Genomic DNA, 14,043 nt, shown 5'->3' on the forward strand with positions numbered 1-14,043 from the left:
TTATTGTGGGTGAGCTGTCTGTTTTCAGTGTCCGTATTCGCGCAAAGTGTCAGTAATATTATTTCTCAACAAGATGGCCTCGAGCAGCTGATAAAAGAGCTCTCTGAACGTAATTCTGAGCTGCAACAAGAGCAGACCATGCAGTCAGAGCAGCTCAGCTATATCGTCACCGAAAAAAATAATATCTCGCAGCAGATCAGCCATGTGCAAAATACCTTATCCATGCTTGATGAGCAGGGGGAGTGGTTAAGTTTTTCAACCGCGTTAGGTGAAACCCTGCGCCGCCAGCTATTGAGTTTACCCGAAAAACCCAAGTCACAGCCGCTCGATCAGGATATTGCTAATATTCGGGTTAAACAGCTCAATTACCATGAACTGCTGGATAATCTGAGTGATTTTCCCGCTTTATCGAGCACACTTGCCGGCACTCCTTCAGGGGTACAGTATCGTAAATTACTGCAAGAACGCCGTGAGCTGCTGCAGTCGTTATCCGCCGGTGGCGACAATCTGGTTTTAGAGCTGACCAAACTTAAAATCGTCAATAAACAGTTAAGTGATGCCATTGATGCCGTCGATAATGCTGCGCATCGTTATTTCTTCTGGGTGGCCGATGTTAACCCGATTTCGACTAAATATCCGGTCGAATTAATCAAAGATTTAAGTTTAGTGCTGTTTTCGTTAGATACCGGTCATCAGCTATTAGGGGTGAGCGGTCAGATCTTCACTACGCCAGCAACCGTCATATTACTGTTGGCTTCGGTGGTGTTTGTGATCTTACATTTTCGTTTTAAAACCAGCTTTAGTGAATTATTAGCCAATACTGCCAATCGGGTTGGTAAAGTGACCCAAGATCGCTTTTCGCTAACGCTGCGGGTGGTTTTTTATTCGGTGTTAATGGCTTTACCACTTCCGGTATTGTGGGCTGTTGTCGGCTATATCTTACAAATCTCTTGGGATTATCCCATCGCCATGGCGTTAGGTCAGGGGGTCAATGCCGCGGCGCCGATTTTATGGGTGTTTATGATCAGCGCCTATTTTGCGCTGCCTAATGGTCTGTTCATTGCCCATTTTAAATGGCCGGTTGCTGGGGTAAGAGCCGCCATGAAATATTATCAGCTCTCGGTCTGGGTGGTGATCCCACTAGTGATGCTACTGATGAGTTTTGATGTCTATAATGGCCGAGAATTTGCCAGTACCATTGGCCGCCTCGTGTTTATTCTGCTCTGTTTTGCCCTAGTCTTTATGACCAATGCGATTCATCGCGCCGGTGTGCCGATGTATATCGATAGAAAAGGCTCTGGTGATAACCTATTAAGCCGTATTCTATGGCTGATTCTATTATGTGCGCCCTGGATTGCGATTGTCGCTGCCTGCCTTGGCTATTTAATGACCGCACAGGTCCTGTTAGGTCGTCTGGAAGCCTCGGTCGGTATCTGGTTTGGCTTACTGGTCATCTACTTTATGATTCGGCGCTGGATGTGGATTCAAAAGCGTAAAATTGAGTTTGAGCGGGCAAAGCAAAAACGATTGGAGCGTATCGCGCAGCGTGCCCGAACTGACGATGAGTTGAATAATGAGGCGATTGAAGAGCCGGTGGTGGATCTCGATACCATTAGTTCACAATCTCTGCAGCTGGTCCGTTCCATTTTAGTCATGATCGCCTTAATCTGCATGATTTTACTCTGGTCAGAGCTGCACTCTGCATTTGCCTTTATGGAGAATATCAAGCTATGGACTTCGAGTGTATCCGGGCCTAACGGTAGCGAAGTCGATCAAAGTATCACGCTAGCTTCGGTGTTTATTGCCATTTTAGTGATGACCATTACCGTGCAGCTGGTGAAAAATTTACCGGCTTTACTGGAGCTGGGTATTTTACAGCATCTCGATCTCACGCCAGGTACCGGTTACGCGCTGTCAACCTTAAGCAAGTATGTCATTTTAATGATCGGCTGTATGGTCGCCTTCTCATTTTTAGGGATTGATTGGTCGAAAATTCAGTGGCTAATTGCTGCACTAGGGGTTGGACTGGGTTTTGGTCTGCAAGAGATTTTTGCTAACTTCATATCAGGTCTGATTATTCTGTTTGAGAAACCAATTCGGATTGGTGATACCGTGACCATTCGTGATTTAACCGGCAGTATTACCAAAATCAATACGCGGGCGACCACGATTGTCGATTGGGATCGCAAAGAGATTGTCATGCCGAATAAAGCCTTTATTACTGAGCAGCTGATTAACTGGTCGTTATCCGATGCGATTACCCGTATTGTGTTAACGGTGCCGGCGACCATCAATGCCAGTAGTGAAACGATTATTGATATTTTGAAAGTGGCGGCTCAGGAGTGTAGTTATGTGCTGGACGACCCTGAACCACAAATATTCTTAGTCGATATTCAAGAGGGCATTCAGCTCTTTGAAATCCGGGTATTTGCGGCTGAAATGGCACATCGTATGCCGCTGCGCAGCGAGATCCAGCAACTAATTCTCGATGGTTATCGAAAACATGATCTCGAGCTGCCTTTCCCACCTTTACAGACCAATATTGAAGCCTTAGGCCGTAAAAGTGGCCGACGTATCTATCAATCCGGCTCGCTGTAAACGCATAGATCATGACACCATAAAATCAAATTCATCTGATTGATTTTATGGTGTAAAGCTGAGCCGTATTCCTGTTATCAATATCTCACAAAAGACAGAACACCCAACACCATTATCGTCAATATCGATAACGACAATATAGATTATGCGTGCACCCACTAAAATCTGTAATATAATGAGCCAACGCATTTACCGAAGAAGAGAACAAGATGATAAAAGGTATTCAATCCGTCAATGTGCAGCGATACCAACAGGGTGAGATCACACCTCCAACTGAAGATATGATTGCGCAAGAGGTGCCGGTGGCTTTGGTTTATAACGGTATCTCACACGTGGTCATGATGGCGACGCCCAAAGATCTGGATCATTTTGCGATGGGCTTTTCATTAGCCGAGAATATTATTGAGGCACCTAGCGATATTTACGGTATCGATATTATTGAGACCCCACAAGGGATTGAGGTACAGATAGAACTCTCCACGCGACGTTTTAGCGAGCTGAAACAGAAAAGACGTACGCTGGCTGGACGCACCGGTTGTGGCATCTGTGGCACTGAGCAGCTAGAGCAGATCTGCCCGGTCGTAGCGCCCCTGGCTTTTTCACAAACCTTCTCTTTAGCCCATTTATCAGCCGGTCTGGGTTATTTAAAACAGGTCCAGACGGTTGGCCAAATTACGGGCTGCACCCATGCCGCGGTCTGGCTTAGCGCTAAGGGGGATTTTATCGCTGGTTTTGAAGATATTGGCCGTCATGTAGCGCTGGATAAATTACTTGGCTTTCGGGCCAAACAACCTGATACGCAAGGCGTTGTCATGATCTCTTCACGGGCGAGCTATGAGATGGTGCAGAAGGCGGCCAATTGTGGGGTTGAGATCTTGTGTGCGGTCTCTGCGCCGACCTCAATGGCGGTGGCACTGGCAGCGCGCTGTGGCTTGACCTTAATGGGCTTTTGCCGTCAGCAGCAGGGGGTTATCTATACCCATCCGCAGCGCTTGTCAGTCTAATCGTCGCCTTGTCATGTTCTTAAGCGCAGCCTTTATAGCTGCGCTAATCCCGTCGCTAAACCATTTGATACTGTTACGGCCTAACCGCGCCAGCCATATTTTTTCAGATCAACCAAACCATTGGCGCGAAATAGCACCCCTTCGGCCAGAAGTTTATCGTGCTGCACTTGCTGGCGATTACCAATTAAGGCACAGCCACCTTTGTGGTTAATGACCCGGTGCCAGGGCAGTGTGCTATCACTGGGCAGTTTTTTCAGTACCTGCCCAACAAATCTGGCGGCGCGCGGTAATCCTGCCATTTCAGCTATCTGTCCATAGCTGGCGACGCTACCCGGTGGGATTTGACTGATCACCAGATAGACACGTGCCGCCGGCTCAAGATCAAACGGCGCTGACGTCATCACTGACGATGGTCAACTGGCTGTCAGGATCCTGTTTGACTTTAAACTGGTCGCTGAGCGTAATATCCCGGTTTAAAATCGCCTGCACGAAGAGGCGATCATCTGCCAGCCTCACCGCAGCCAGCACATGGCCACTCTCTCGTTGATGTTCACCCAGTATCAGGACAAGTCCTTCGCCGATCGGCGGTAATACTGAACTGGTACCGATTAAGCTAAACAGTGCTCTTTTATTAGCGCCGCGAAATTGAGCACGAGCGACCATCTCTTGACCGCGATAACAGCCTTTATCAAAGCTGATACCGTCGATTTTTTCCAGACTCATTGCCTGCGGTAAAAATTGAGCAAAATTAATGGCATCAATAAGCGGATAACTGGCCTCGATATCCAATGCCAACCATTGATTATCCTCGGTTGGCTGTGCCCCTTGGGCGATTAGCTGTTGACTGATCATCGCGATATGGGTAGATTCGCCAATCAGCAGAAAACGTGCCGCAGGTTTAGCTAAACGGATGATCGTCAGATTATCTTGATGTATCATCGTTTGTGAAGCCTCGTCCGGCAGCGTCAGGTTTAATTGCTGCAACATGGCGCCGGCCTGCTCACCCGCCACGCCTAATAGCTGTTGGCCATGGTCTATCTCAATGACCACTTTCGAGAATACCGCGTATTTTTTCAGGTCAGCGACCTGCTGCTCGGCCACGCTGCGGCGCTCAAGATAGTAGTAGGTCTCATGCTGTTTATATACCAACATGTTGGAGAGGATTTTACCGGTCGGATCGCAGTGGCCACTGAATAAAAAATCGATCTCAGTGAGCTTGTTGAGATCCTGAGTGAATTGGCCCTGTAGATAGCTGAGCGCATCCTGACCGGTCACTTTGACCAGCTGCCAGTGCTTGAGCGACATAAAACAGCAAGGTAAGGTATTAGCGAGTTGAATATTCATAAGCAACCTGATGTTAGTAATGAGTAATAAGCCAAATAGCATAGCGTATTTATAAATCAATCGGCGACTTTTTTCAAATAATACTCATGCTCACCATCCTGATAAAGCGGAACTCTTTTTGCTTGTCGCCTCGAGATAGTACACTTTTTCAACCGGATTTCAGTCGGCTTCTCTTATCATGGAAAAGTGGTCTGAGGGTCATCTGACCGGACGCCATGCAAGTTTCAACGAGGACAGATATCGTTCAGATTAGACTCAATTAAAACAACTGAAGGCAAGTTAAATTAACACAAATCAATATTAGTTAAGACGAGTTGAATTAAGATAAATTAATACAAGTTAAGGAGCCGTGATGTGGGAAATAAAACTCAAATTATCCAAGCGGTTGTTGTGCCTGTATAGTCTGTTTTATCTGGGATTATTAGGATTACTCTATATTGAGCTATCAACCACCTTATGGCCGATTGCCATGATCGCGATTTTGCTGGTGGGGGTTATCGAATATTATCGCTGTTATCGAGGCTGGTTAATCCTGCAAGGCGATTTTGCCATCATCTCTGACCTCAAGCAGATCTACTTTCGCCGGCAACGCTGGCGGTTATATCGTTCACCCCTGTTTTTGCAATATGCGGTGATTGTTCATTTACAGTCAATTCGCCACAACAAACGGCGCACGCTCTGTTTGATGTTTGATCATGTTTCGCGGTCAGATTGGCGCAAGCTGTGCTATTTACTGCAGCGCTGGCGCTAGTGAGAGGAGGCACAGCTTCGGTGAAAAGGGCAGTATCGGTCTATTTTTGCGACTGTCCTCATCGTTAAGCTGAGCGAATTAAATAACACAACCTCAATCTTTCCGCTATAATAGCCGGCGAATCAAGATTGTCCTTATCCTGACATGACCATTATTAATCATCAAGTGAATTATCATCCATGTATCAACTATCGAATCAGTTAGAGCTTTTAAGTCCAGCGCGTGATATTGAGATCGCCAGGCAGGCCATTTTACATGGTGCCGATGCGGTTTATATTGGCGGTCCCCATTTTGGCGCCCGGCATAATGCCGGCAATAGTGTGGCCGATATCGCCAAACTGGTCACCTTTGCCCATCAATATTATGCGAAAGTCTTTGTCACCTTAAATACGATATTACATGATAATGAGCTGGAAGCGGCTCGCAGCCTGATTTACCAATATTATGAGGCGGGGGTCGATGCCCTGATTGTGCAGGATATGGGCATTATGGCCTTAGATATTCCGCCGATTGATCTGCATGCCAGTACCCAGATGGATATCCGAACACCAGAAAAAGCCAAATTCTTAGCTGACGTCGGCTTTTCACAGATGGTGTTAGCCAGAGAGCTGGATTTAACCCAGATCTATCAGATTGCTCAGCAATCGGCGGCCAAGATTGAGTTTTTTGTGCATGGCGCATTGTGCGTCGCCTACTCAGGCCAGTGTTATATCTCTCATGCTCAGACTGGGCGCAGCGCCAATCGTGGCGACTGTTCACAAGCCTGTCGTTTACCCTATACCCTAAAAGATGATCAAGGCCGCGTCGTTGCCTATGAAAAACATCTGCTATCGATGAAAGATAATGATCAATCAGCCAACTTAATTGAGTTGATTGAGAGTGGTGTTCGTTCATTTAAAATTGAGGGTCGCTATAAAGATCTGGCTTATGTCAAAAATATTACCGCGCATTATCGTCAGCAGCTCGATGAGATTTTAACCCAGCGTGCTGATTTGCGGGCGGCTTCGAGCGGCCGTGTGGAGTATCAGTTTATCCCTAATCCGCAAAAAACCTTCCATCGCGGCAGTACCGACTATTTTGTGACTGGTCGAAAAATGGATATTGGTGCCTTTGATTCCCCTAAATTCATTGGTTTAACCATTGGTGAAGTGTTGAAAGTTACCAAAGATGCTTTAGAGATCCAAACCGATTCGCCGCTGGTCAATGGTGATGGTCTGAATGTCCTGGTTAAACGCGATATTATCGGTTTTCGGGCCAACACGGTTGAGAAACTGTCGGCTAACCGATATCGGGTGGTACCCAATGAGATGCCCAGTGCGTTACTGAATTTACGTCCACATCATGCTCTGAATCGTAACCTTGATCATCAGTGGCAACAGAGTTTAACCAAGTCATCGAGTACCCGGCGTATCGGTGTCAGTTTTTATCTGCACCGTGATGAACAGGGCCTCTGTTTACAAGCCACCAGTGAAGAGGGCGTAAAAGTCTGTGAGCGGTTGACCGGTGAGCTGAGTTTGGCTAATCAGCCGGAAAAAGCACGCAGTCAGTTTTATGCCAGCTTGGAGAAGCTCGGTCAAACCGATTATTATGCGCAGGATATTGTGATTGATTTACCGGTGGTCTACTTTGTTAGCAATGCCCAGTTTAATCAATTAAGACGCGATGTGATTGAGGCCTTAACCGCGCAGCGTCTAGCGGCTTATAAGCCCGCGCAGCGTAAGCCCATCAGCGAACCGGCGCCAGTTTATCCACAAACCCAGTTAACCTATCTGGACAACGTCTATAATCAGAAAGCCTGTGAGTTTTATGCGCGTTTTGGGGTGACACTGATAGAAGCGGCTTATGAAGCACACGAAGTAAAAACCGAAGCGCCAGTAATGATCACCAAGCACTGCTTGCGGTTCGCCTTTAATCTTTGCCCGAAACAGGCGAAAGGGGTGACAGGCGTGAAAACCAAAGTGACACCGATGCAGCTAGTGCATAATGACGAAGTGTTGACGCTGAAATTTGATTGCAAAGCTTGTGAGATGCAGGTCTGGGGCAAAATCAAATCACATGTGTTGAAATCGCCTTTAGCCGGCAGTGAGCTGATTTTTCTTGAGCGCAGCGAAGAGAAAACCCCTCGCTAAAAGTAAACGCAATGGCGGCGATGGGTCGCCATCTAAAACAGCCTGCTACATCACTTTTTATCGCTTTATTTATCGCTGACTTTATTGTTTTACTTTATAGCTCACGCAGCGCTATCTGGCGTAGCAAGCGGGCTTGCCGGGTGGTTACCTCTGGTGCTTGGGTTCGGTGTTGCTCCTGTCTGGCCAGTGCCCAATCAATATGGTTATCGAGCAGTGGACTTATCTGCTGATGGGCCTTAAGCGCCTGCACAATCCGTTCATCATAAGCCGCGTTACCTAAGGCAACGGTAATATTACGCAGCCATTTGGCATAACCGACGCGTCTGATTGGCGAACCTTCGGTGCGTTTTAAAAAGGTCGCTTCATCCCACTCATACAGCGCCAGTAACTCTGCCTTATCGAGCCCATGGCGCGGCGCAAAATCAGCTTCCTGGGTATAGTCGGGCTGACGATTAAAAGGGCAGATCAGCTGGCAATCATCACAGCCATAAATTCGGTTACCAATTAAAGGCCGCAGTGCTTCAGGGATAATGCCATCATATTCAATGGTCAGGTAAGAGATACAGCGTCTGGCATCGACCACATAAGGTTCAACAATCGCCTGTGTCGGACAAATTTGCAAACAAGCCTGACATTTACCACACAGATCCGCGACCGGCTGATCGACCGGGAGTGGCATATTGACCAGTAATTCCCCTAAAAAGAAGAAGGAACCGGTCTCCTTTAAGAGCAGGCTATGTTTACCGCGCCAGCCTAAACCGGCTTTGGCGGCCAGACTTCGTTCAAGTAAAGGTGCTGAATCGACAAACGGTCGATAGCTCAGCGTTTCACAATAGTGCTTAATTTGCTCGCCCAGTTTTTGTAAACGTTGCCGCATCAACTTATGGTAATCTCGGCCAAGCGCATAGCGGCTGACGTAAGCGTTGTCTGGGTTGGCCAGACTGTCACTGATGTGACTCCGATACGGCAGGTAGGGCAGACTGACCGAGATAACACGTAAAGTGCCGGGCAGCAGTAGATCGGGTCGGCTGCGAAGCTCACCATGGGCCGCCATCCACTGCATCTCACCATGATAACCCTGCTTGAGCCACTGCTGTAGGGCCGTTTCATCTAAGCTTAGATCAATATTACAGATACCAACATGGACAAAGCCTAAGGCTTCTCCCCATACTTTAATTTTTTCGGCCAGCGTTACATAATCAATCACGATGAAGCTCGTTATGCGGACGGATTATCTTGTTCTGCTAAGGCGAATTTATACAGCTGATTTTTCTTCGCGCCATAGATTTCCGCTGTGATAGCTGCGGCTTTATTTAACGGCAGCTCCTGCATCAGGCGTCTTAAGGTCTTGAGGATTTGTGGATCGAGTTCATCTTGTGCCGGTTTTTCATAGCCCTCAATAATCAGTACAAACTCCCCTTTTTGGCGCTGTTCATCCTCGTTCAACCACTCAATTAACTGCGTGACCGGCAAACCGATAATCGTTTCCCAGGTTTTGGTTAACTCTTTGGCCAGCACCATATAGCGCTCAGCCCCAAAACATTGTACCATATCACTGAGCGTATCGAGTAAGCGGTGGGTTGACTCATAAAAGATCAGGGTGCGGGTCTCTTGTCTCAGTGCATTGAGTTTATCCTGACGACCTTTACTTTTAGCCGGTAAAAAGCCCTCATAACAAAAACGGTCTGAGGCAATACCCGCAGCGCACAGGGCAGTAATCGCTGCACAGGCCCCCGGAAGCGGTACTACTTTAATGCCGGCCTGATGACACTGGCGCACTAAATGGTAGCCAGGATCATTGATGAGCGGCGTACCGGCGTCAGAGACTAGCGCAATCGACTGACCCGCTTGCAGTTTCTCTATTAGTAACTGAGCTTTGTGCTGCTCATTGTGATCGTGCAGCGCAAATAGTTTGGCGTTAATCACCAAATGCTGAAGTAGCAGACCGGTATGACGGGTATCTTCAGCTGCAATCAGATCAACTTGCTTGAGCACTGAAATAGCGCGGCTGGTAATATCCCCTAAATTACCAATCGGGGTGGCGACAATATAGAGTGCGCCGGGGAGAACTTGATATGAGTATGACGACATAATGGCTCAGTTAACGGTTTCATCAATAATAAATAACTGACGCTATTCTAAAGGAGTTATGCTATTTTACCAATTGCAAATCGATTGTTTTTAAAAATCAATCACTCATCTGACCTGAACGCCTTGATGCTCAGGTCTATTTAGCGTGGTCTAAAAAATAACGTTGCCAGCTGATGCAATTAAATTAGGCAAGCTGAATAATATTGTATAAAATAAAACGCATTGATAGATTATTTGATTTTCATCTGATTTATGGTAGGGGAGACCTATGTCAATTTTGTTCAACACACTAATACAACACCGCTGGGCGAAGACCGTGACGCTGGCTTCAATGAGTCTGTTTTTTGTGGCCTGTACCCAGACCAATCCGGCACAAATCAGAGATATCTCTGCTGCCAGTCCGCAGGTCAGTCCACAAGCTGTTTCAACCGATGTCGATTATGATTACGAGCAGCCGCCGTCATCGATTCAAACGCGTAGTGTGACGCCAGTCACCCAAACGGTCGCACCTAACTCAACCACCATTACCACTCGTGATAATAATGATGGCTCAAAAACGGTGGTGACCACTTCACAGCAGCGCATGGTCTATTCGCGCAACTATGATGATATTCCAAAAGGCGGCTATAAAGGCAGCGCTTATACGGTTAAACGCGGTGATACACTATTTTATATCGCTTGGATTACCGGTAATGATTATCGCGCCTTAGCGGCACGTAATAATATCAAAGAGCCGTACGATTTACACGTCGGTCAGGTGCTGGATGTCAATGGCGATGCCACGGTAGTGGTAACCCAAAAAACCACCACCACGACGCCGGCTAAAACAACGTCCACCGCAACAGCGAATACAACCGGACAGTCGGCAGCGGTGACTAAACCAACAGTGGTCACGACCACGACGACGACGGCAGGTAATAAGACGACCACCACCAATAACACCACGCCGGTGACGGTTGCCACCGTGGCGAATTTACAGTGGCAGTGGCCAACCCGTGGTAAAGTGATTGAAGCATTTTCTAACGAGAGCAAAGGTATCGATATTGCCGGTAGTTTAGGGGATAAAATCGTTGCCGCCGCCGCTGGTCGGGTGGTGTATGCCGGTAGTGCCTTACCGGGTTATGGTAACTTAATCATCATTAAACATAACGATGACTACTTAACTGCTTATGCGCATAACCAAAATATTTTGGTGAAAGAGGGGCAGGATGTAGCCGCTGGCCAGCAAATTGCCACCATGGGTAACACCGGTGGGGTCGCTTCGGTCAGATTGCATTTTGAAATTCGTTATAAAGCCAAATCGGTTGATCCGATGAAATATCTCCCTAAACAGTAAGTTGCTGGGGCGGGTCAGGTTTAAAATACCGATTTCGGCCCCATATCAATATCTAAGGCGTTGATTATGCCATCAGCGCCTGGCCATGCACTGAGTCGCCATTTATCTATTTGGACATCAATGGAGCGAGTCAGCGTTGTGACTGTTGTCAATCAAGCAGAACAGGAATAGTGCCTCACGAGCAAGATGAAGTCAGATCAGGCGGTCAGATACCGCTAGTTGGTGAGGAAATCGGTTATTTTTCACGAAGGAGCATGCTATGGCTGTTAAGAAGTTAGTTTTAGTCCGACATGGTGAGAGTGTCTGGAATCAAGAGAACCGTTTCACTGGCTGGACCGATGTCGAGTTATCCGATAAGGGTCGTTTAGAAGCAGCAGAAGCCGGTCGGCTCCTTAAACAAGATGGCTTTGTGTTTGATGCCGCTTATACGTCAGTGCTAAAACGCGCGATTCATACCCTCTGGTCAGTCTTAGATCAGCTCGATCAACCTTGGTTACCGGTAGAGAAATCCTGGAAACTCAATGAGCGTCATTATGGTGCGCTGCAGGGACTCAATAAAGCGGAAACCGCGCAAAAATATGGCGAAGATCAGGTGAAATTATGGCGTCGCGGCTTTGCTGTGACACCACCCGCTTTGACTGAGACCGATGCGCGTTATCCGGGCCATGATTTAAGATATCAACACTTAAGCGCAAACGCGTTACCGCTGACCGAAAGCTTAGCCTTAACCATTGAGCGCGTGATTCCTTACTGGCAACAAGAGATTGAGCCTCGGGTGCAAGCTGGCGAACGGATTATTATCGCCGCCCATGGTAACTCGTTACGTGCCTTAGTCAAATATCTCGATAACATCAGCGATGATGATATTATTGAACTGAATATTCCAACAGGTGTACCGCTGGTATATGAGTTTGATGACAATATGCAGGTCATTAAACACTACTATCTGGGCGATGCCAAAGAGATTGCTGCCAAAGCCAATGCGGTGGCTAATCAAGGTAAACAGCAGTAACGCTGTTCTGAACGATAAATCAGTGCTGGCCGATGTAGCACTGGTTTTTTTATCCCGCTCTGCTTCTACTCGTCTGATGATTAACGCTGGCGATATCCGGTCGCTAATACTGGGTTAACATTGCAGCTATTGTGCCATCAGGATAAATGCCATGATTGGCATAAATTCAGCGGCGCTGGCGTGATAAATCGTGCGGAAAATCTGCGCCGACTAGTTGACGAACCAAATAGCAACTAAGGTATAATAGCCACGATGAATTGATTTGCTTAGCTGGGTGATGTTGCGTCATGATGCCAACAAATTAGCATAATCGCTTGTGGTTAAATACCCGTTTGCACAACCTTAGTGTCACTGATTTTGCGTCCACTACCTAAACGTCATTTACATACAAGTCAAACCATAACTATAATCAGTAGGCTGCTCGATGACTCGCTCATTCTCATTTCCAATCCTCTTAATTAGTCTGTTATTTGTGACCATTTCACTCTCAGCGCTTAACACTCAAACCCCATTATGGTTGGTCAGAGAGCATTTCGATGTCTGGAAGATCGGGCTGGTTGGCTCGAGCTACTTTGTTGGTAACTTAGTCGGTACGTTTGTGGCTAACTGGTTTGTGGCGAAAATTAATGCCAAAAAAACCTACTGCTATACCTGCCTGCTGTTTGCGGTGTCGACCCTCGGTATGAGTATCTCGATGGATCTGTATAGCTGGTCATTCTGCCGTTTTTTAATTGGTATCGCTTGCGCGATTACCTGGGTGATTGTCGAGAGTTGTATCTTAGTCACCAGTAAGGCGAACAATCGCAGTAAAATGCTTGCGGTATATATGACCACTTACTATCTGGGCACGGTGATGGGGCAGGGGCTACTGCGTTTTTTCCCGACTCAGGTGGTCCATTTTGGCTTAGTGGTGACGATGTTAATGGCGCTGGCAATACTGTTTATTCTGTTGACGCACTACCACCTGCCGCATAAAAAGAAAAAAGCCTTTGATATGATGTCGATGATTTTCCATCGTCAGGCCAGGCTAGGTCTGGTCGGCTGTATTATTGCCGGCATGATCATTGGCGGCATCTATTCACTGATGCCGGTTTATTACGCCAAACTGGGCTTTAATGATGAAGACGTGGCTAACTGGATGATAGTGATTATTACCAGTGGCTTGCTGGCGCAAATCCCGGCCGGCTATTTTGCCGATAAATATGGCCGATCCAGAGTCTTAGTGATTGAAACGTTTATCTTTATGTTAGCCTGTGTGATGCTGATTATTGGGATTTTCCCGGTTATTGCGGCGATCATTATGGGGGCGACGATTTATACGGTTTATCCACTGGCGATGGCCTGGGCCTGTAGTACGGTGAACAAACAAGAGATTATCTTGATGAATCAAGCCATGTTGTTTGTTAATACCTTAGGCAGCTTAGTGGCGCCGGCCATTATCTCCTTTTTTATGACAGAATATGGTAATAATAGCCTGTTTGTCTGTTTTATCTTGATTGCGCTGCTGTTTGCTGTGCTGCTGATGCTGAGCGCCAGAGTGAAGAGACCGGCGCTGAGCCATTAGCGACACCTGACGCTTTGCAGCCGCAATCATCCGCTGCCGCTTGATTTTATGCCTATCCGCTAGCGCCAACGTGTTTGGCGCTCACTGTCTCCTCTGCCAGCTTGCCGGCATCCACTTATTGTTGCTCACACTGCTTTTTATCTGAATAAATATCGATGATGGTATGCGATAAATTGTGAATTCGATCTCATCTTAATGCGAAGTCGATTGTGTC

Annotated in this window: 11 protein-coding genes; 7 read left to right on the top strand and 4 right to left on the bottom strand. The window is 47.1% G+C overall.

The genetic code is table 11. The features are described from left to right. Positions 1 to 27: 27 nt before the first annotated feature. Both mscM and fdhD read left to right on the top strand, forming a co-directional pair. Positions 28 to 2,598: a miniconductance mechanosensitive channel MscM gene (mscM, locus tag RHO15_04425; GenBank protein ID WVD64764.1), complete on the top strand. Its 2,571-nt coding sequence runs from the start codon at positions 28 to 30 to the stop codon at positions 2,596 to 2,598. Positions 2,599 to 2,807: 209 nt separating this feature from the next. After that, positions 2,808 to 3,602 carry a formate dehydrogenase accessory sulfurtransferase FdhD gene (gene fdhD, locus RHO15_04430; protein WVD64765.1) on the top strand — a complete coding sequence of 265 codons (795 nt, stop codon included), beginning with the start codon at positions 2,808 to 2,810 and terminating at the stop codon, positions 3,600 to 3,602. An 80-nt stretch (positions 3,603 to 3,682) separates the two neighbouring features. Here fdhD and RHO15_04435 read toward each other — a convergent pair whose 3' ends face one another. Beyond that, complete coding sequence (locus RHO15_04435) at positions 3,683 to 4,003, bottom strand: MGMT family protein (protein ID WVD64766.1); 321 nt, start codon at positions 4,001 to 4,003, stop codon at positions 3,683 to 3,685. Beyond that, a complete protein-coding gene (gene ygfZ, locus RHO15_04440; protein ID WVD64767.1) occupies positions 3,984 to 4,946 on the bottom strand; it encodes a tRNA-modifying protein YgfZ in 963 nt (320 codons plus the stop codon). Before ygfZ ends, RHO15_04435 begins: the two co-directional genes overlap by 20 nt. A 352-nt stretch (positions 4,947 to 5,298) precedes the next feature. Here ygfZ and RHO15_04445 point away from each other — a divergent pair, with 352 nt between their 5' ends. Together RHO15_04445 and RHO15_04450 are read left to right on the top strand one after the other, a co-directional pair. Next, positions 5,299 to 5,697: a protein YgfX gene (locus RHO15_04445; GenBank protein ID WVD64768.1), complete on the top strand. Its 399-nt coding sequence runs from the start codon at positions 5,299 to 5,301 to the stop codon at positions 5,695 to 5,697. 179 nt (positions 5,698 to 5,876) lie between these two features. Beyond that, positions 5,877 to 7,826 carry a U32 family peptidase gene (locus RHO15_04450; GenBank protein WVD64769.1) on the top strand — a complete coding sequence of 650 codons (1,950 nt, stop codon included), beginning with the start codon at positions 5,877 to 5,879 and terminating at the stop codon, positions 7,824 to 7,826. A gap of 94 nt (positions 7,827 to 7,920) precedes the next feature. Here RHO15_04450 and queG read toward each other — a convergent pair whose 3' ends face one another. Both queG and rsmI read right to left on the bottom strand, forming a co-directional pair. Next, positions 7,921 to 9,033 carry a tRNA epoxyqueuosine(34) reductase QueG gene (gene queG / locus RHO15_04455; GenBank protein WVD64770.1) on the bottom strand — a complete coding sequence of 371 codons (1,113 nt, stop codon included), beginning with the start codon at positions 9,031 to 9,033 and terminating at the stop codon, positions 7,921 to 7,923. An 11-nt stretch (positions 9,034 to 9,044) separates the two neighbouring features. Next, the gene (gene rsmI, locus RHO15_04460; protein ID WVD64771.1) at positions 9,045 to 9,917 is read right to left on the bottom strand and encodes a 16S rRNA (cytidine(1402)-2'-O)-methyltransferase; all 873 of its coding nucleotides are present in this window, start codon (positions 9,915 to 9,917) and stop codon (positions 9,045 to 9,047) included. 268 nt (positions 9,918 to 10,185) lie between these two features. Here rsmI and nlpD point away from each other — a divergent pair, with 268 nt between their 5' ends. The 3 genes from nlpD (at position 10,186) to RHO15_04475 (ending at position 13,829) form a co-directional block, all read left to right on the top strand. Next, positions 10,186 to 11,253, top strand: a complete 1,068-nt coding sequence (gene nlpD, locus RHO15_04465; GenBank protein ID WVD64772.1) for a murein hydrolase activator NlpD — start codon at positions 10,186 to 10,188, stop codon at positions 11,251 to 11,253. A 259-nt stretch (positions 11,254 to 11,512) separates the two neighbouring features. Then, on the top strand, positions 11,513 to 12,265 hold the full coding sequence (gene gpmA, locus RHO15_04470) for a 2,3-diphosphoglycerate-dependent phosphoglycerate mutase (GenBank protein ID WVD64773.1): 753 nt from the start codon (positions 11,513 to 11,515) through the stop codon (positions 12,263 to 12,265). A 424-nt stretch (positions 12,266 to 12,689) separates the two neighbouring features. Next, positions 12,690 to 13,829 (top strand): MFS transporter, encoded by a 1,140-nt coding sequence (locus RHO15_04475; GenBank protein ID WVD64774.1) that lies wholly within the window; start codon positions 12,690 to 12,692, stop codon positions 13,827 to 13,829. Positions 13,830 to 14,043: the final 214 nt, after the last annotated feature.

It is taken from the genome of Orbaceae bacterium lpD01 (assembly GCA_036251705.1).
GTDB lineage: Bacteria > Pseudomonadota > Gammaproteobacteria > Enterobacterales > Orbaceae > Utexia > Utexia brackfieldae.